This window comes from Salinimicrobium marinum (assembly GCF_014651535.1).
GTDB classification, from domain to species: domain Bacteria; phylum Bacteroidota; class Bacteroidia; order Flavobacteriales; family Flavobacteriaceae; genus Salinimicrobium; species Salinimicrobium marinum.
On the sequence record NZ_BMXB01000001.1, the window covers coordinates 609,857 to 629,524 of the forward strand.

Genomic DNA, 19,668 nt, shown 5'->3' on the forward strand with positions numbered 1-19,668 from the left:
GAATAAACATTTGATGTAGCAGTTGTGTACTACAACGTTTTCGAAGAATAGGAAAAGAGCTGTACTTTCATAGAATATTTAGCAAAAAATATCTTTATGAAATTGAAACTACTAGCGATTGTTGCAATCCTGTTTAGCAGTATAGGATATGCACAAGAATCCAGGACAATTACGGGTACTATTATGGATCCGCAGGAAATGCCTTTGCCCGGTGCAGAGGTAAAGGTCATAGATAAAAATATCTTTGACGTTACAGATTTTGATGGGAATTTCACATTGGAGGGTGTAGTAACCGGAGACAAATTCCGGGTCACTTTTTTAGGATTTCAGGCACAGGAATTTACTGTAGGAGAGACGAATGACTATATAATTACACTTCAGGAAGATGCAGCCACCCTTGATGAAGTTGTGGTGGTAGGTTATGGTACCCAGAAGAAAGCAGATTTAACCGGATCTATTGTTACTGTGAATTCCGAAGAGATCGAGAGAACACCTACTACTAATGTAATGCAGTCTTTACAGGGAAAAGTTTCCGGAGTACAGATTACGTCTGTGGGATCTCCCGGCGATTCTCCCAATGTAAGAGTAAGGGGGCTTGGAACTTATACCGATGCTACCAACGTACTTTATGTAGTGGATGGAGCGCTTTATAATAATATTGACTTCCTGAATACAAAGGACATTAAGTCCTTAAACGTGCTAAAGGATGCTTCTTCTTCTGCCATATATGGGGTTAGGGCTGCAAACGGAGTAATTATTATTGAAACAAAGTCTGGCCGCCTGAATCAAAAGCCTCAATTTGAATATGATGGCTATACAGGAATCCAGCGGGCACAGGATGTCGTAAAAATGGCCAATGCTGAACAATTTACTACCATGGCATATGAATCGGGTTCTGAAGCCGATGTACAGTATATTTTAAATGCTATGCAAAGGTTTGGTCGCAGCAGGGTCAATCCGAATGTTCCGGCAGTGAATACAGACTGGTATGAAGAAATCCTGCGGGATGCATTAATACAAAGTCACAGTATTGGAGTTTCAGGCGGGGGAGAGAATGTGGCTTACTCAGTAGGGGCCAATTTCATTTCCCAGGAAGGTATTCTGGATATGAAGAATGAATATGAACGTTTTAACATTCGTTCTAAGATAGATATTGATGTTTCGGACAGGTTTACGATTGGGGTGAATAATGTATTTAGTAATGCTACAAAATATGATCCTGAAAATGCAGCCTGGTTTAATGCTTATTTTGCAGTTCCTATTTTACCTGTAATGGATGAGCAGAATACTGCCGCATCACCGGTTAGGTATGCAAATGCACAACTTCTGGGGTATAGACATACTCAGAATCCGTTTCCTGTAATGCGATATAATGAGAACCGGTTGAAGATCAGGAAATTGCTTTCCACCATTGATCTTCAGTTTGATATTATTGAGGATAAGCTGGATATCAAAACCACATACAGCCATAATTTTTCGGCTCTGGAAGAACGTTATCTTGATCTTCCCTATACTTTAGGAAATAATCAGCAAACCATTTCAGGGATTACAAGAGAAAACAATACGTTCTCCAATCAATACTGGGATAATGTATTAACCTATGAAGATACCTTTGGGGATCACGATCTAACGCTAATGGCAGGTACTTCTTTCCGGGATGAAGCATCAAACGAATTTGAGGCAACGGGAAGAGATATTGCAGGAATAAGACTTGAATCCAGCAGGTATCTGAATTTTGCTGATCCTGATTCGTTTAATAATAATGTAGGGGAAATAGGCCGCAGATACTACGGAATGTCCTATTTTGGGCGGTTATCGTATAACTACAAAGACAGGTATTTACTTTATGGAACCTTCAGGGCAGATGGTTCTTCTAAATTCACCCGCGATCCATGGGGCTACTTCCCATCTGTAGGTTTAGGTTGGGTACTTTCAGAAGAAAACTTCTTGTCTGACAGTAATTTCGTCGACTTTTTGAAGTTAAGGGCGAGCTGGGGTAAACTAGGTAATGATAATGTGGCTGCAAGTGCAGGATCCAACACGATTGAAGTAATCACTACCACCATTGGAGACCAACCAAGAACGGGTATTACCTCCACGAGTGTATTTTCAAACAATACATGGGAAGTCATTGAGGAAAGAAACTTTGGGATTGATGTGGAAACCTTCGATAATAGATTATCTCTTACAGCTGATTATTACATAAGGGAAACACAGGATGCTATTTTACCTGTGTATATTCCAATTGTTAACAGAAGTGTTGACAGAAACTCCGGAACTATAAGAAACCAGGGACTTGAACTTAGTGCCAACTGGAATGGAACTATTGGGGATGATTTTAATTTCTCTATTGGAGCCAATTTCACCACCTTGAAGAATGAAGCTACTCAAATAGATGATGAGAGTGGTTACATCGATTCAGGATCTGCTGAATTCAGACAAAGAACCATGGAAGGTGGCCCACTTTTCGGATTCTACGGCTATGAAAGAGTAGGGGTGTATCAAAATCAGGCTCAGATAGATGCCGATCCTGTTGCAGTGGAAAATAACCTGGTTCCCGGGGATCTTATTTACAGAGATCAGAACGGTGATAATGTCATTGACGATCAGGACCGGGTAATTCTTGGATCATTCCTTCCCGATTTTACTTATGGTGGAAATATAGCCATGAATTATAAAGCTTTTGATTTCTCACTAAGCTTTTATGGACAGGGTGGTAACCAGATCCTTAACAGAAGAAGAGGTGAAATTATTTATACCCAGGATACCAATATGGATGCCGATTTAGCGATCAACAGATGGCACGGGGAAGGTACTAGTAATAAATATCCTTCATCTGCAGGGATGAGAAAAGCATGGAACCAGCGATTAAGTAATTTCTGGGTAGAAGATGGTGACTTCTTCAGAATTCAGAATATTCAGTTAGGATACACTATTGAGCAGGAAAGTTTACCACTTATAAGAGTTTATATGACTGCAGAGCGTCCATTCTCGTTCTTTGACTATAACGGCTTCACAGCTGAAGTTCCTGACGGGGTTGACAGACAAACATATCCTATCCCTTCAGTATATACAGTGGGATTAAATGTAAAATTCTAAAAAGACACACAACATGAAAAATAAAAATATAATACTCTCCCGCCTGGTTGCACTGTTTTTGATGATTAGCCTTAGCTCGTGTCATGATAAGCTGGATGAACAGGAAGGTCAGCTTAATACCGGGGACCTGGATTATACCGATACTGAAGAGATGATCAATCCTTTGATTGGTGCCTATCACGAATTTGCCACCCGTGGTTGGGAAGAGCCTTTGTTGCTTGGAGTTCGCGGAGATGATGTAAATGCCGGGGGTCTTGGGGATCAACAGCAATTTGCAGATACAGATCGTTATAACTATTCCAGGGATTACTGGATGTATAATTCCTTATGGAATGTTCATTATAACGATATTATCAATATGAACACAGCCATCCTTCAAATTGAAAACTTCCAGGAATTTGCGGAAGGAAATGATATTGAAAGGGGTGATCAATATATCGCCGAGATCATGGTACTACGTGCCTGGTTCCATTTTAACCTTGCCAGGGTCTGGGAGGATGTATTTATTATAACTTCCAATCAACCTGAAGCCGAGATTGAAGAAGGGCCTTCTTCTAAAGCCGAGGTGATGCAGTTTATTTCAGAACAAATGGATCTTGCCATACCAAATTTACCAGATGCAAGACCAAATGAGCGAACAGATGTTCCAGGAGGTGTCACCCAATATACCGCTTATGCCATTAAAGCTTTAGCAGAACAGGAACTTGAAAATTATCAGGCTGTTGCCGATGCTACCGGAGAGATCATTAATTCCGGTAAGTTTTCTCTTTATCCAGATTTTTATCAGTTGTTTAAAAAGCCAGGGGAATTGAGTGATGAAAGTTTACTGGAAATGCAGTATTCAGATTACGGGTCAGGAACGGGAGATGATGCTTTTTACGGAGAGTTTGATGTGTTTGGTCCGGAAAACTGGACTCCTGTTCGCGAAAATGCTTCTCCAGGATGGGGGTTTTATGAGCCAAGTATAAAATTTATAGAATTCATGCTTGACAGGGATGAAACAGTGCGCCTGGAAACCAGTGTTTTATTTACAGACAGAGGTATAAATGAACTGCGAGAGGCGGGAAATACAGATTTGCCGGCTTTTGTTTCTAATGTAACCCCTTCAGGAGATATCATTAATGATTTTTCACGGGCACTTTTCTCGAGTGGGAAACATTATTTACCGTCTGTACAATTAACCGATCAAAGAAACAGGTACAGTGCCGGTAAGAACATGATCGTAATTAGATATGCTGAAATATTACTGATGTACGCAGAAGCTGTGACCCGTGGGGCAAGTGCAACGGCCATACCTGCCGATGAGGCTGTGAATATGGTAAGGGAAAGAGCAGATCTGCAACCGGTTTCCGGAGTGACTTCTGAAGATGTGATGGATGAAAAATTTGCAGAACTGGCCATGGAATGGGGAATCAGGTACTATGATATGATTCGTCTGGATAATTATGGTGAACTCAGTTATGGCGGAAGAACCTTTAGTGCCGAGGATGAATATTTACCATATCCACAAGCTCAGGTAGATGCTTTGCCCCTGGAAGCAACAGCGGTAGACAGAAACACTGTAATGAACAAGGTATTGTTTGAATTAAACTAATAGGAAATGAAAAAATTAAAACTAACATATATAGGATTTCTTGCCTGTTTTGTCTTCCTGGCAGGATGTGAGCGGGACGGAATAGATCCCATTACTGAAGTGGCACCAGGCGAAGACCAGGGAGGTCCTGAAGTAACGATCAACAATCCCCGGGAAGGAACTACCATAAATGTATTGGAAGAAGTTTCTACTATAGATATAGAGTTTGGAGTAACAGACGATATTGAAGTTGAGCAGATCGAAGTTCTGGTAGATGGGAATGTCATAGCCACCTTTACCGAATTTACAGATTACAGGATCGTGGAAGAAGAAGTGACATTTGAAAACGTTACCACGGGAGAGCATACAGTAACTGTGCGAGCTACAGATCTTGAGGGAAATCAAACCAGTGAAACGGTGAATTTTAGTAAAGAACCTCCTTATTCTCCCATATTTGCCAATGAGGTATTATACATGCCTTTCGATGGAAGTTTTATGGATCTTGTGACACTTACTACTCCGGAAGAGGTAGGAGACCCGGGATTTTCGGAAGATGCCTTTCTGGGAAGCGGTGCATACCTTGGTGCTCCGGATTCTTATTTGACCATACCTTTGGAACCACTGGGTAATGAATTTAGTGCCTCTTTCTGGTACAATGTTTCAGGAGAACCCGGTCGTGCAGGAATACTGGTTGCCGGGGCAGATGAAAACCGTACCCAGGGATTCCGTTTGTTCAGGGAAGGAGATACAGATTCGCAAACTATTAAGCTTAACGTAGGTACCGGTGCCGGGGAAAGCTGGAATGACGGGGGTGCTATAGATGTAAACCCAGATGAATGGGTGCATATAACATTCACAGTATCTGCAGACGAAACCGTAATATACGTGAACGGAATGCCATTAAATACCGGAACCATGGCTTCTCCTATAGATTGGACGGGAGTGGAAGAATTGACCATTGGAGCCGGAGGTGAAACCTTCAGCTACTGGGATCATTTATCAGATAGTAGTCCAATGGACGAACTCAGGTTATTTGATGCTGCTTTGACTCAGGAAGATATTCAGAATATGATCAATGCCTCCAGCCAGACACTTTATATGCCTTTTGATGGCGATTACAGAGACCTGGCTTCCAACCGGGATGTAACAGTAGTGGGTTCGCCCGATTTTGCAGGAGAGAGTGCAGAAGGAAGCGATGCTTATGCGGGAGCCGAAGGCTCTTACCTTACCATGCCTTCAGAAGGTCTTTTAAGCGAAGAATTTAGTGCAACTTTCTGGTACAATGTAAATCCAGACCCAGACCGGGCGGCAATAATCACTATTAGTGCAGAAGATTCAAATAATCCAGATGCTCAGAATGACCGTACCAAAGGTTTAAGGCTCTTTAGAGAAGGAAATGCCGATGAACAAACTATTAAACTGAATGTTGGAACAGGATCTTCAGATAGCTGGAATGATGGAGGCACTATAGATGCGACCTCAAACGAGTGGGTTCATATAGCTTTTACCATTTCGGCTACCGAAACTATAATATATATCGATGGCGAACCTGTTAATACCGGAACGCTTTCTGCTCCAATAGACTGGACAGGAGCCGATATGGTTTCAATCATGTCTGGCGCCCCAAGATTTACAGAATGGGGCCATCTGGCAGATCAGAGTTACATCGATGAACTGAAATTCTACAATAAAACACTTTCTACGGAAGATGTAGAAGCTGCAATGGCAGAATAATTAGGAAAATGGGCTCCTGAGATTTTTTTCTGGAGTCTGTTTATTTATTCAGCTCGTAAATTATCGGTGTCTATAAAGACATTTTTATTAATCCCTGATTCCCATTTGAATTTCCGGGATATTGAGAAAATGCATTGAATCCAAAAAATTAAATATATGTCCAGATACTTCTATTTTATAGGATTGGTATTCCTGCTGGTTTCCTGTAGTGACGATAATGGGCCTGGCTATCAGGAACCCTATATCCCGGGAGATACAGATGATGACGGGATCGAAACCCCGGCGCTTTCAGATGAAGAGCTGCTGGACCTTGTTCAGGAGCAAACCTTCAAGTATTTCTGGGATTTTGCCGAACCCAACAGCGGAATGGCAAGGGAAAGGTCTCAGGATGATGCCTATGGAGGCGAGGCTCCCAATATAGTAACCTCAGGCGGAACAGGCTTTGGTCTGGCGTCCTTCCCTGCGGCTGTAGAGCGTGGTTGGATTAGCAAGGAACAAGCCCTGGAAAGACTGGACAGGATTCTGGATTTTCTGGAAACTGTTCCTACTTATCACGGAGCTTTTTCTCACTGGTATCTGGGAAATTCGGGAGAGACAAGGGCTTTTAGTGAATATGATAATGGAGGGGACCTGGTGGAAACTGCTTTTTTAATCCAGGGACTGCTCATCAACCGTCAATATTTTTCCGGAGATAATGAGTCCGAAGAATCGGTGAGAGAACGAATAACCAGTATATGGGAAGCTGTGGAATGGGATTGGTATACAAAGGGTGAAAATGTGCTTTTCTGGCACTGGTCACCAGATTTTGATTTTCAGATTAATTTGCCAATCAAAGGCTGGAATGAATCCCTCATTGTTTACGTTCTGGCAGCTGCCTCCCCTACGCATTCTATTACCGAAGAGGTGTATACGAACGGGTGGGCTTCCAACGGAAATATGATTACCAACAGGAGCCATTACGGAATGAATTTACCACTGGGACCTTTCTACGGCGGACCTCTGTTTTTCAGCCACTATTCATTTATTGGACTTGATCCCCGAAATCTGGAAGATCAATATGCAAATTACTGGAATCAAAACACCTCTCATACACTCATTCATCACGAATATGCTGTACGTAATCCTAAAGATTATGAAGGTTACGGGGAGAAATCCTGGGGCCTGACTGCTTCAGACAGTTACGCAGGTTATGCGGCTCATAGCCCAACCAATGATCTGGGTGTGATAACTCCCACTGCTGCCTTATCTTCTTTTCCTTATACTCCGGAAAAATCAATGACTGCCTTAAGGTATTTCTACGAAGAGCTGGGGGATGAATTATGGGGGGAATATGGGTTCTATGATGCCTTTTCGGAAGAACATGACTGGGTTTCTGATGGTTATCTTGCTATAGACCAGGGGCCTATTGTTGCCATGATCGAAAATCACAGAACAAATTTATTGTGGAACCTTTTTATGGCCGATGAAGATGTTCAGGATGGGTTGGAGAAACTAAATTTTAATTATTAAGCTCAAATCTACTATTACCTAATAAATCAGAATGAAAAAATACTCCTATTTATTACTATTTCTTATAAGTGTATTGACATCTTCCTGTGCAGATGAGAAGAACAAAGAACAGGCAGTCCTCGAGGAGCAACCTCAAAACAGCCTTTCTGAAGATGCCCTTCTGGATACCATTCAGAAACAAACGCTCAAATACTTCTGGGATTATTCCGAACCAAATTCAGGGATGGCCCGTGAACGTTTTCATCCCGATGGGCAGTACCCTAAGGATGACGCCCATGTGGTAACAACCGGAGGATCGGGCTTTGGACTCATGGCTATTGTGGCGGGAATGGAACGGGAATTTATTCCCCGTGACTCTGCCGTTGCCCGTCTGGATAAAATAGCAGACTTTTTAGAAAATACCACCCGCTTCCACGGCGTATGGCCACATTGGATCAACGGCGAAACCGGCGAGACTCAGGCTTTCAGCGCAAAAGACAACGGTGGGGACATCGTGGAAACCTCTTTTTTGGCACAGGGTTTCATCGTAGTGCGGGAATATTTAAAGGAAGGTACTGAAGAGGAGCAGGCAGTCGCCCAAAAATATGATGAACTATGGAAAAGTATTGAATGGGACTGGTATACGAATAATCAGAACGGAATCTTCTGGCACTGGTCTCCCGATTATGAATGGGAAATGGATTTTATGATAGAAGGATATAATGAATGTCTTATAACTTATGTATTGGCCGCTTCTTCTCCTGAATATACCATAGATGCTGCTGCCTACCATGAAGGCTGGGCTCGTGGAGGTGACATTATTACAGATAAAGAAGCTTATGGATTGCCGCTTATTCTGAAGCATAATACCGGCGGTGATAAAGGCGGACCTTTGTTCTGGGCACATTATTCTTACCTGGGTCTAAACCCCAAAGAATTAACAGATCGATATGCCAATTACTGGGATTTAAATGTAAATCACAGTAAGATTAACTATAACTACTGCGTGGAGAATCCAGAAGCTTATGAAACATACAGCAAGGACTCCTGGGGATTAACAGCAAGTTATACGCGCACAGAAAATGATGGAATAGGATATGCAGCACACTCTCCCGATGATGACCGCGGGGTAGTGTCCCCAACCGCTGCAGTGAGTTCAATCCCTTACACTCCGGAAGAATCACTTAGAGCAATCCGATATTTTTACGAAGATCAGCATGAGTTACTCTGGGGCCCGGCAGGGTTTTATGATGCTTTCAGTCTTGAAGGAGAAGGTTGGGTGGCACCATATTATCTGGCAATCGACCAGGGGCCACAAATAGTGATGATTGAGAATTATAGATCTGGTCTTATCTGGGATTTGTTCATGGGAGCTCCCGAAGTTAAAGAGGGGCTTGAAAGACTTGATTTTAATTATTGATCCAGCATTAGACCTCACAGGTTTCCAAAAACCTGTGAGGTCTCAAGAAACTATATATCCGAAATAGATGAAAAACACAACCTACTTTCTTATTCTATTTTTCCTTCTCATTTCAATTCCGGCTTCAGAGGCACAGGAATTAAATGAGTTTGAAAAAGAACATTTCCTTCAGGGGAAGGATACCCTTAACTACAGGATTCTTTATCCCAAGGATTTTTCAGAAGAAAAACAGTATCCGATTGTACTTTTTCTTCATGGGGCGGGAGAACGCGGAAATGATAATGAATCACAACTTACTCATGGGGCAGATCTTTTTCTGAAGAGTGAAAACAGGAAAGATTTTCCTGCCATTGTAATTTTTCCGCAGGCGCCAAAGGAAGATTATTGGGCCAATGTGGAGGTAAATCGTGAGGTTGTTCCTTACGAATTCAATTTTCGGAATGAAGAGGAGCCTACCAAAGCCCTACATTTGGTGATGGCTCTTCTGAATTCTGTTACTTCGGAAAAATATACAGATAAAAACAGGATCTATGTTGGCGGACTTTCCATGGGAGGAATGGGGACTTACGAAATTCTCTCCAGAATGCCGGAAACTTTTGCAGCTGCTTTTGCCATTTGTGGTGGGGCAGATCCTGTGATAACTGAAAAATATCCGAAAAATTTTAATATCTGGATCTTCCACGGAGAACAGGATAATGTAGTTCCTCCGGAACTTTCTAAAACCATGGCTAGGCAGATCAATACTCATGGCGGTAATGCGAAATTATCCCTTTATCCAGATGACAATCATAACAGCTGGGATTCAGCTTTTTCTGAACCTTATCTGCTGTCATGGCTGTTTTCTCATCAAAAGACTAATTAATGAACCGATTAAATTATATACTCACCTCAATAGCTTTACTTTTTTGCGTAAGCCTGCAATCACAGGAGGAAGTAGTGCCGGAAACCTATATCAATCCGCTGGATATAGATTACACCTACATGGTCTATAATTCCAGCAATAATATTTCCTATCGGTCCGGGGCAGATCCTGCGGTAATTGAGTTCCGCGGAGAATATTACATGTTTGTCACCCGTTCCTTTGGGTACTGGCATTCTAAAGATCTTGTCCACTGGGAATTCATCCAGCCTAAACAATGGTTCTTTGAAGGCTCCAATGCACCAACTGCTTTTAATTATAAAGATTCGCTGGTATATTTTGCCGGAGATCCCGCGGGTTACGGAAGTATTTTATATACCGATGATCCCAAAAAAGGAGAATGGACCCCTACTGCTTCCATATCCACAAATATCCAGGATTCGGAGTTGTTTATCGATGATGATGGGCAAACCTATCTTTATTGGGGTTCTTCCAACGTACATCCCCTTCGTGTGAAGATGCTGGATAAAACCGACCGATTTCTTGAGACAGGGGTGGAAAAAGAACTTTTCAACCTGGTGGAAGAAGAACACGGTTGGGAACGTTTTGGTGAAAATAATTTTCATCCTACTTTAAAAGAAGGGTATATGGAAGGGGCTTCCATGACCAAGCATAATGGTAAATATTATCTGCAATATGCGGCGCCGGGCACGCAGTTCAATGTGTATGCCGATGGGGCTTACATTGGGGAAACGCCACTTGGCCCTTTTGAATACATGAAGAACAATCCCTATAGCTTCAAACCGGGTGGTTTTGCCACCGGTGCCGGCCACGGAATTACGGTAAAACAAACGAACGGGCAGTACTGGCACTTTGCCACAGTGGCCTTAGCCTCAAATTCTCATTGGGAACGTCGCCTGGCGATGTTTCCCACCTATTTTGATGACGAAGGTTTGATGTACTCTATTACCAGCTATGGAGATTATCCGCTGTATGGTCCCGATCATCCCACTAAAGCTGGTCTACACAATGGCTGGATGTTGTTGTCCTATAAAGGAGAAGTAACGGTTTCCTCTTCCCAAAAGCAGGTAAGAAAAAGCACTTCTACAGATGGGGATTTTGATATTACCGAAATGCCCCCGGAAAAGAACAACCGCGGAGAGATAACTTCAAAAGTATTAACCGATGAAAGTCCCAAATCCTTTTGGGTTGCTGAAGCTAATGACGATGAACAATGGGTGGAGATCGAAATGCAGGCTCCCGGAAATATTTATGCTTTTCAACTGAATTTCCACGACGAAGAAGCAGGCATTTATACACGAGTTGAAGATTTGCGACATCGCTTTACCCTAGAGGTTTCAGAAGATGGAAAAGATTGGAAAACAGTGGTGGACAGAAGTAATAGTTTCGAAGATACACCGAATGCTTATATCCCTCTTAACCGGCCTGTAAAGGGGAAATACGTTCGCTATAATAATGTGGAAGTTCCGGGAAATAATTTGGCATTATCAGAGATCAGAGTCTTTGGAAAAGGTCTGGGGCAGAAACCCGTAAGGGTGAAAAACTTTACAGTAGATCGACAGGAAGATCGCAGAGATGCTGCCTTGAAATGGGATCTGGTAAAGGGAGCTCAGGGATATAACATCCATTGGGGTATCGCACCAGATAAGTTGTACCAGTCATGGTTAATTTACGATAAAAACGAGCATTTTATGCGTAACCTCGATCGGGATACAAAATATTACTTCAGTATAGAAGCATTTAATGAAAATGGGATCTCAGAAAAAACTGAGGTTCTGGAAGTGAATTAAATTAAACAGATTGTTAAAATTAAATATCAGTAGAATGAAAAAAATCAATATATCACTCACCGTCTTGTTTTTTATGGGCTTTTCATGGCTTCAGGCACAGGAGCGCATTCCACAGGTAGAAGAATTGCTTGGAAAAATGACCCTGGAAGAAAAAATTGGTCAGCTTAATTTACTTACTCCGGGTGGTGGCGTAGCCACAGGGTCTGTAGTAAGTGAGGATGTAGAAGCAAAGATCAGAGCCGGAAATGTGGGCGGGATTTTTGGAGTAAGCAGTCCGGAAAAAGTGCGGCAGGCACAGGAACTGGCTGTGAAGAATTCGAGATTGGGAATTCCGCTACTTATTGGAAGTGATGTGATCCACGGTTATAAAACCACTTTTCCAATTCCGTTAGGCCTTTCTTCCAGCTGGGATATGGATCTGATCGAAGAAACTGCAAAGGTCGCTGCCAGGGAGGCAACAGCCGACGGGATTAACTGGAACTTTTCACCCATGGTAGATATTTCCCGTGATCCTCGCTGGGGGAGAGTTGCCGAAGGAGCGGGTGAAGATGCTTATCTGGGATCTCAGGTTGCCCGTGCGATGGTGCGAGGATATCAGCAGGACGATCTCACCAGGCCCGAAACCATGATTGCTACGGTAAAGCACCTGGCATTATATGGTGCTTCTGAAGGTGGTCGTGATTACAATCGCGTGGATATGAGCCGCACAAAAATGTTCAATGAATATCTGCCGCCATACAAGGCTGCGATTGACGAAGGGGCTGCGAGTGTAATGACTTCTTTTAATGATATTGACGGGGTGCCTGCTTCCGGAAATAAATGGCTGCTGACAGATTTGCTCAGAGAACGTTGGGGTTTTGAGGGATTTGTGGTTTCAGATTACACGTCGGTAAACGAAATGATCGCCCACGGAATGGGTGACCTGCAGGATGTTTCTGCATTGGCCATAAAAGCCGGACTCGATATGGATATGGTAGGGGAAGGTTTTCTTACTACGCTTCAAAAATCTGTTGAGGAAGGAAGGGTTTCCGAAGAAGAAATAACTATTGCGGCACGAAGAATTTTAGAGGCCAAGCACAAGCTTGGATTACTTGATGATCCTTACAAATACTCTGATGAGAGCCGCCCGGAGCGGGATATCCTAACCGATGAGCACCGGAAAACAGCCAGGAAAGCAGCGGCAAGTTCTTTCGTTTTGCTGAAGAAACATAACAATACCCTTCCGCTTTCAAAAAATGCGAAAATTGCCCTTGTTGGTCCGTTGGCCAATGATAAAAACAACATGTTGGGCACCTGGGCTCCTACAGGAGATCCTTCCCTGTCCATTCCGATTTTGGAAGGCTTCAGAAATGTTGCACCAAATGCCACAGTAACCTATGCAAAAGGAGCAAATATTAGTGATGATCCTGAATATGCTAAAAAGGTAAATGTATTCGGACCACGAATAGAAATTTCTGAAGAGTCTCCTGAAGAATTACTGAAAGAAGCAATGGACGTAGTGGAAAATGCAGATGTTGTGGTTGCTGTGGTTGGAGAAGCAACCGAAATGAGTGGGGAAGCAGCCAGCCGGACCGAAATCAGCATTCCTGAAAGTCAGAAAAAACTAATCAGGGAACTTTCGCAAAGCGGAAAACCTGTCGTGCTGGTGCTAATGAGCGGTAGGCCATTGACGATTCCGGAGGAAATGCAGTTGCCTGTAAGTATCCTTCAGGTATGGCATCCCGGTGTGGAAGCCGGAAATGCGATTGCCGATGTGGTTTTCGGAGATATTAATCCTTCAGGAAAACTTACCGCTACCTGGCCACATAACGTGGGGCAGATCCCCATCTATTACGGAATGAGAACGACCGGAAGACCTGCAGCTTCAGAAGAATTTGAAAAATTTAAATCAAATTACCTGGATTCTCCTATTGCGCCTTTATTGCCGTTTGGATACGGACTCAGTTATACCAATTTTGAATATTCAGATGTAAAAGTGAGTGACAATACATTAAATTCAAACGGAGAAATTATTGTTAGTGCCACAGTGGCCAATACGGGTGAATATGACGGGGAAGAGGTAGTGCAGCTTTATATCCACGATAAGGTGCGGAGTATTACTCCGCCCATGAAAGAACTCAAAGGTTTCCAAAAAATAAATTTGAAAGCAGGGGAATCACAAACGGTGGAATTCAACATTTCGGTGGAAGATCTTAAATTCTACAACGGAAATCTTGAATATGTTTTTGAACCAGGAGAGTTTGAATTCTTTGTAGCCGGTAGTTCAGACGGGGAGTTCCAGGGAACTTTTAATCTGGAAGAGTGATAGAAAAAGCAAAATCAAGAGCCCGATGAAAAACTTTTTTTGTTGATCATTTTTTCCTCGGCTACCGTTATGGTGGCCCGGAAAAACTACTTTAGGCATTGGGCGCTTAATTTACAGTGCTCTATAATAATAAGTCGGACCCGGAAGAAACATTTATTGGAGCCTTCCGGGTCTTTTTATTATAATTTCTCCAGCTTAATTCCCGATACAATGGATTTACCTGAATTTGCTTCAAATTCTACCGTTATGCCTCCATCTGAATTCACTATATATGAAATTTCCGCAGCCCTTATCCTGCCATAATCCCGCGCCAGATTGAGATCTTCGGAAACTACTTTGCCGTTGATCTTTATGTCAAAACTTCGCAAGCCCGTGATTTCCTGCTTTTCGGATGTAGAAAGATTATAGATGTTCTCTTCGGATGCATTGAATTCAGGTTCGGCAAACAGGAGCGTGACACGATATTTTCCGCTTTCCGCATCAAATTTATAAGCTTCGATTCCTTCCCGCATGGTTTGAAAAAGCGGATCATTTTCCGTTCCCTGAATGTCTGAAGCCGTTCCCAGGAATTTATTTAGAACTTTTTGATACCTCTCACCGCCAATATACCCGAAGCTCCCTTCCCGGTACTCCTGATCTGCGATCCACACTTGTGAAGTGACTGGATCTTTGTATTGTATATGAGTGCCAACGTTCACTAAAAGTTGTTTTTTTTCAATGGAAGAGAGAAGATTTTCTCTACGAAAAACTGTAATTTCCCGGGAGTGTGAAAGTGAATCTGCCGTTGCAGTCAGCAGTGTTTCTCCTTCCGGTAACGAAAGCCGGAAAATTGCTATTCCCTCTGTTACTTCTGAAGTAATTTTTCCTCCTGCCGCTTTTAGCACAACTTCCGGAGCGTTGGAAAAAACAGTGATTTCTACTTTTTCCCCATCCTGAACATACCTTTCCTGATAATTTTTTCCGGCGATATAAACCATTGGTTCTTCCAGCAGTCTCGCCTGATAATAATGGTAGATATCTTTTGTGTTACGGTCGAAATTTATCAGCCCTTTCTGATTAATGTACGGCATGGCATCCTGCCGGAAAGAGGATCCGAAATCTGCAAAATTCCAGGCTGCCATTCCCATGATAAAATCCCTTTCCTGTACCTGGTTGAGGTAGCTGCGATGCAGTTTTAACTGATAGGCCTCGCTGTAATCCCAGGGTTTTGGATCAATAGTTTGGTTGCGAACATCGGCTCCCGGACCGTATTCAGAAATAATGAGTGGCCGATTTGGGTATTTTTGATGCTGTTCATCGAGGAATTTTCCGAAGCTTTCGAGTCCCGGGGAATACCAGCCAAAATATAAATTCCATCCTATCACGTCTGGAAGATTGGCGATTCCTGAAGTATTGTAAAGCTCATTTTCATGCAGGGCCATCACACTTAACCTGTCCGGATCCATCTTCTTGGTTTCCCTTTCCAGTTTTTCAGCAAGTTCGACCGAGGTTTTGATCTTTGCTTCTTTTTCCGCTTCGGTCACCTCATTATTAAAAACCAACCGAATGAAAATTTCATTCATGTACCCCCATAAAATTACAGATGGGTGATTGAAAAACTGCAGGATCTGCTCCCGTTGCATTTGCAGGGATACCTCATGATAAGCCGCAGAATCTGTCACATCATTGATCACCGGGATCTCGCTCCATACCACTAAGCCTAATTCATCGCAGATCCTGTACACTTCGGGATCCTGGGGATAATGAGCAGTACGAATAAAGTTAGCACCCATTTCTTTGATCATTTTATAATCCCGATAATGCAATTCATTAGGCAGGGCATTGCCCAGACCTTCAAAATCCTGATGCCGGTTGGCACCAATGAGTTTGAGTGGCTTTCCGTTTAAGGTAAATCCTGTTTCAGGATCGGCTTCAAACCAGCGGAGCCCGAATTTTGAGTTTTGAACATCGAGCTGTTGCTCATTTGCCATTATCCTGATTTCCACCTCATATAAATCCGGGGAGGAAGGGGACCATAGCTGCGGATTTTTTAAGTCTTCTTCAAAATTCACCTCTGCGGTTTCTTCAGAATTTACCCCGATATTTCTCCGGAGGGTTTGAACAGAATTTCCCTGTGGATCAAATATTTCAGCTTCCACAGTGAGCCTTTTCCTTTCCCCCGACTGATTTACCACGCGGGTTTCAATTTCTATCCGCGCATTTTCTGCAGAAACTTCCGGAGTTTTTATCAGGAAGTTACCAGCGGCCTCGTTGGCCATTTCGAAATGAACTTCGTTTGTGGTAATCAACCAGAGATCCCGGTAAATTCCGCCGTAAAAGTTGAAATCGGCATCAAGAGGAGGAATGTCTGGGTTATGACTGTTGTCGACTTCAATCCTAATCTTGTTTTCTGTTCCGGGAAGAAGGGCAGAAGTGATATCAAAAACAAATCCAGTATAGCCTCCGCGATGTTCACCAATAAGGGTGTTATTGACAAAAAGAGTTGTTACCTGGTTACTCCCTTCAAACTTCAAAAAAACCTGCTGTTCCTGCCATTCTTCCGGCGCAAAGATCGTTTTTCGGTAAATGCCTTTTTCACGGAAGTATTCTTTGCCATCCCGGAAAGGATCTTCGGCATTCCACGTATGGGGAATATTGACCTTGTGGGTTTTTTCAGAATCTTCAGCGGTAGTGAATTCCCATGCAGAATTTATGGTCTTTTCAGTTCGTTGGGAAAAAGTCTGTGTAACTGAAATAAGCAATACGAGAAAAACAAAACCCGGCATCTTCATAATACATCTTTTTTTTGTCTGAAAACAGGAAGTATGTTGCAAATTGCCTTCTTCATGTTTATTTAGTGAGCGTGATTTGCTGCTTTTGATCTTCTAAAACCACTTTTTTGATAAACCGGAACAGCAGTGGAAGATCTTCAAAGGGCACTCCGGAAATTTCATGTCCGGCACCTTCGACACTTACCAGCATATAGGAGCTGTTGAGATCTTTTAGTTTTTCTGCTATAGTTTTGGATCCGTCGAGCATGAGATAACCCGGCAGGTTGGGTTCACAAAAATGGTGTGGGGCAGTGGCATAAGGCACCAGATTATCATTCGTGCCGTGAAAGAAAATTCCCGGAACGGTATTTTTTTCGCCAATGAGCCTGGCATCCAAAATGGCTCCAGCAAGAGAGATTACCGCTGCAAAGTTCAGGTTTCTATAAGCCTCATGATCTCCAAACATCAGCCCTGGATTGTAAACGGCACTTAATACTGCCTCGGCACCGGCGCTGCTTCCGCCAACGATGATATTTTCGGGATCTAAACGAAGTTCAGATTTTTTGTCCACGAGGTAGCTAACGGCATCCATGAAATCTTCAGCAGCATTTTTAAAGGTTTCTATTTTACCGGAAGCTTCAAAATCACATCCAAAAGACTCACCTTTTCTGGTAAGCCTGTAAGCGATCTGTACCACTACATAACCTTTTGTTGCTGCAATTTCTGAAAACCGTACCAGATCAGGGTGTTTCGGGCTTCCACCAGAGAAACCGCCGCCATGCATAAAGACAACCAACGGGCGCTGATTTTCTGAATCATTTTCCGGCTGGTATATATCCAGAATCAGTTCTTCGCCGTCTTTTACGGCATAAACTTCAGTTTTTGGAGGAGTAACCTTAAAAATACTGTCAAGAAATCTTTCTTGAGCTTGAAGCGTGGAAGAACAAAAGAAAACCAGAAGGAGTGAGAGGATACGCATTTTGAGTAGGAGTTTTAAAATCGAAAAGATACTTATTTTTCGTTGTTTCCAGTGAACTTCAGGTGTAGAAAATAACCTTGAAAAGCCATTTTTAAAGTAGCGCAAGAAAATTTTTTTCAAAAGAATTTATTTTTTAATTACCTGATATTAATTTGTTAGGTGTTTTAATCTCATTTTTTTCAGAAAAAAATCAGAAAAAAATGAGAGGTCGGGCAACCTTTTGTAATTTTCCAGCGTCTATGTTAATAGAAGGCTTTAATAAGAACTTGTGAAAGTAATTCCTCTTTATAAAAACGAACGGCAACTAATTGCCCGGGTAGCCAAAAACAACAGGGAAGCGCAACAGCAGCTTTACAAAAAGTTTTCGGGAAAGATGCTTAGCGTTTGCAGGATGTACACCAAAGATGTGCAGCATGCTGAAGAGGTCATGCTCAACGGATTTCTAAAAGTCTTCACCCATATTTCAGATTTTAAAAGCGACGGGAGTTTTGAAGGATGGGTACGCCGCATCATGATTCGCGAAGCGATCTCCTTTTTGAGAAGGCAGAAGAAACTGGAGTTTCAGGAAGAAGTGATTCTTAATGAAAGTTTCAACAATATCCAGTCAGACATTGATGTGGAGCACATTCAGCGTCTTATTGACGGTTTGCCCGAAGGTTACAGGGTGGTTTTTGTAATGTATGCGATAGAAGGTTACAAGCACCAGGAAATTGCAGAACTGCTTAATATCACACCGGGAACTTCCAAATCTCAGCTCTTCAAGGCGAGAAAGATGCTGCAAGAGAAATTACAAATGAAAAATACATCGGGTTATGGCACGACATAATTTTGAAAAGGAATTTAGCAGAAAGCTCCAGGACCGGGAAATAGAACCCTCTGCACAAAGCTGGGAGAAATTACAGGAAAAGCTTGATGCTGCTGAAGAAAGCAGAAAATCTGGATTTAATCTTAAATGGATGGGAATTGCCGCTTCCCTTGTAGGCGGGCTGCTAATTCTTGGATTGATGTTTAATGACGATAGAATTTCGCATACTCCCCAGGTAGTGGACACTCCTTCTGAAGAGGTGGAAATGGAGGGAAAAAATCAGGTTTTTGAACCGGTGGAACTGGTTACAGAAGAAGTTGCGGAACCGATAGAAGAAAAACCTGCTGAAGTAGTGAAAAAAGCGATCAAAGAAAAAACATCTTTGCCTGAAGTAACCGCTGTAACTGCTGTGGAAGCTTCAGAAGAAAGTAAACAAAAGGAACAACTTGTAGATGATTCCGGCCTTCAGATAGCAGATGAAAAAATCGCCGGGAAGCTGGAACAGGTAGTTTCAGAAATTTCTTCAGAAGAAAACAGGAACGGAGAGATCACAGATGCCGAAATTGAAGAGCTGCTACGAAATGCCGCAGCCGAGATTAGTTTGCAAAAATCTCTTGCCAATACCGAAAATATTGATCCCGGTTCCCTTTTGTGGGAGGTTGAAATGGAACTGGAAAGAAGTTTTAGGGAGAAGGTTTTTGATGTACTCAAAGAAAGTTATTTAAAGACCAAAACCGCTGTTGCCAACCGTAGCTTTTAAAAAAAACATCAAAGAGGCATTTTTTAATAATCAATTTATCACACGCCTTTACCTGAAGGCCTTACAAAATTTCATCAATCAAAAT

At 42.5% G+C, this 19,668-nt stretch carries 12 protein-coding genes; 10 read left to right on the forward strand and 2 right to left on the reverse strand.

Features of this window, described 5'->3' with window-relative positions; translation table 11 throughout:
- Positions 1–96 precede the first annotated feature (96 nt).
- The 8 genes from IE056_RS02690 (at position 97) to bglX (ending at position 14,289) form a co-directional block, all read left to right on the forward strand.
- The gene (locus IE056_RS02690) at positions 97–3,099 is read left to right on the forward strand and encodes a SusC/RagA family TonB-linked outer membrane protein (protein WP_189603068.1); all 3,003 of its coding nucleotides are present in this window, start codon (positions 97–99) and stop codon (positions 3,097–3,099) included.
- A 13-nt stretch (positions 3,100–3,112) separates the two neighbouring features.
- On the forward strand, positions 3,113–4,693 hold the full coding sequence (locus IE056_RS02695; protein WP_189603069.1) for a RagB/SusD family nutrient uptake outer membrane protein: 1,581 nt from the start codon (positions 3,113–3,115) through the stop codon (positions 4,691–4,693).
- A gap of 6 nt (positions 4,694–4,699) precedes the next feature.
- Complete coding sequence (locus IE056_RS02700; protein ID WP_189603070.1) at positions 4,700–6,406, forward strand: LamG-like jellyroll fold domain-containing protein; 1,707 nt, start codon at positions 4,700–4,702, stop codon at positions 6,404–6,406.
- A 156-nt stretch (positions 6,407–6,562) separates the two neighbouring features.
- Positions 6,563–7,915 (forward strand): glucoamylase family protein, encoded by a 1,353-nt coding sequence (locus IE056_RS02705; RefSeq protein WP_189603071.1) that lies wholly within the window; start codon positions 6,563–6,565, stop codon positions 7,913–7,915.
- Between the two features lie 31 nt (positions 7,916–7,946).
- Entirely contained in the window at positions 7,947–9,314 is a 1,368-nt protein-coding gene (locus IE056_RS02710) for a glucoamylase family protein (protein ID WP_189603072.1), read from the forward strand.
- 67 nt (positions 9,315–9,381) lie between these two features.
- Positions 9,382–10,176, forward strand: a complete 795-nt coding sequence (locus tag IE056_RS02715) for a carboxylesterase family protein (protein ID WP_189603073.1) — start codon at positions 9,382–9,384, stop codon at positions 10,174–10,176.
- The gene (locus IE056_RS02720) at positions 10,176–11,984 is read left to right on the forward strand and encodes a family 43 glycosylhydrolase (protein ID WP_189603074.1); all 1,809 of its coding nucleotides are present in this window, start codon (positions 10,176–10,178) and stop codon (positions 11,982–11,984) included. The genes IE056_RS02715 and IE056_RS02720 overlap by 1 nt, the downstream gene beginning before the upstream one ends.
- Before the next feature lie 34 nt (positions 11,985–12,018).
- Positions 12,019–14,289 carry a beta-glucosidase BglX gene (gene bglX, locus IE056_RS02725; protein ID WP_189603075.1) on the forward strand — a complete coding sequence of 757 codons (2,271 nt, stop codon included), beginning with the start codon at positions 12,019–12,021 and terminating at the stop codon, positions 14,287–14,289.
- A 179-nt stretch (positions 14,290–14,468) separates the two neighbouring features.
- On the opposite strand, the gene IE056_RS02730 is transcribed toward bglX, so the two are convergent.
- Entirely contained in the window at positions 14,469–17,060 is a 2,592-nt protein-coding gene (locus IE056_RS02730; RefSeq protein WP_189603076.1) for a glycoside hydrolase family 2 TIM barrel-domain containing protein, read from the reverse strand.
- Between the two features lie 58 nt (positions 17,061–17,118).
- Positions 17,119–18,018, reverse strand: a complete 900-nt coding sequence (locus tag IE056_RS02735) for an alpha/beta hydrolase (RefSeq protein WP_189603077.1) — start codon at positions 18,016–18,018, stop codon at positions 17,119–17,121.
- 268 nt (positions 18,019–18,286) lie between these two features.
- Here IE056_RS02735 and IE056_RS02740 point away from each other — a divergent pair, with 268 nt between their 5' ends.
- Both IE056_RS02740 and IE056_RS02745 read left to right on the forward strand, forming a co-directional pair.
- Entirely contained in the window at positions 18,287–18,844 is a 558-nt protein-coding gene (locus IE056_RS02740) for an RNA polymerase sigma factor (RefSeq protein ID WP_189603078.1), read from the forward strand.
- Positions 18,831–19,583 carry a hypothetical protein gene (locus IE056_RS02745; RefSeq protein WP_189603082.1) on the forward strand — a complete coding sequence of 251 codons (753 nt, stop codon included), beginning with the start codon at positions 18,831–18,833 and terminating at the stop codon, positions 19,581–19,583. The genes IE056_RS02740 and IE056_RS02745 overlap by 14 nt, the downstream gene beginning before the upstream one ends.
- Positions 19,584–19,668 lie beyond the last annotated feature (85 nt).

What these genes read in the sequence shown, in the direction of transcription:
- IE056_RS02690 (WP_189603068.1), top strand. Translation starts at nt 97, where the DNA reads ATGAAATTGAAACTACTAGCGATTGTTGCAATCCTGTTTAGCAGTATA.
- IE056_RS02695 (WP_189603069.1), top strand. Translation starts at nt 3,113, where the DNA reads ATGAAAAATAAAAATATAATACTCTCCCGCCTGGTTGCACTGTTTTTG.
- IE056_RS02700 (WP_189603070.1), top strand. Translation starts at nt 4,700, where the DNA reads ATGAAAAAATTAAAACTAACATATATAGGATTTCTTGCCTGTTTTGTC.
- IE056_RS02705 (WP_189603071.1), top strand. Translation starts at nt 6,563, where the DNA reads ATGTCCAGATACTTCTATTTTATAGGATTGGTATTCCTGCTGGTTTCC.
- IE056_RS02710 (WP_189603072.1), top strand. Translation starts at nt 7,947, where the DNA reads ATGAAAAAATACTCCTATTTATTACTATTTCTTATAAGTGTATTGACA.
- IE056_RS02715 (WP_189603073.1), top strand. Translation starts at nt 9,382, where the DNA reads ATGAAAAACACAACCTACTTTCTTATTCTATTTTTCCTTCTCATTTCA.
- IE056_RS02720 (WP_189603074.1), top strand. Translation starts at nt 10,176, where the DNA reads ATGAACCGATTAAATTATATACTCACCTCAATAGCTTTACTTTTTTGC.
- bglX (WP_189603075.1), top strand. Translation starts at nt 12,019, where the DNA reads ATGAAAAAAATCAATATATCACTCACCGTCTTGTTTTTTATGGGCTTT.
- IE056_RS02730 (WP_189603076.1), bottom strand. Translation starts at nt 17,060, where the DNA reads ATGAAGATGCCGGGTTTTGTTTTTCTCGTATTGCTTATTTCAGTTACA.
- IE056_RS02735 (WP_189603077.1), bottom strand. Translation starts at nt 18,018, where the DNA reads ATGCGTATCCTCTCACTCCTTCTGGTTTTCTTTTGTTCTTCCACGCTT.
- IE056_RS02745 (WP_189603082.1), top strand. Translation starts at nt 18,831, where the DNA reads ATGGCACGACATAATTTTGAAAAGGAATTTAGCAGAAAGCTCCAGGAC.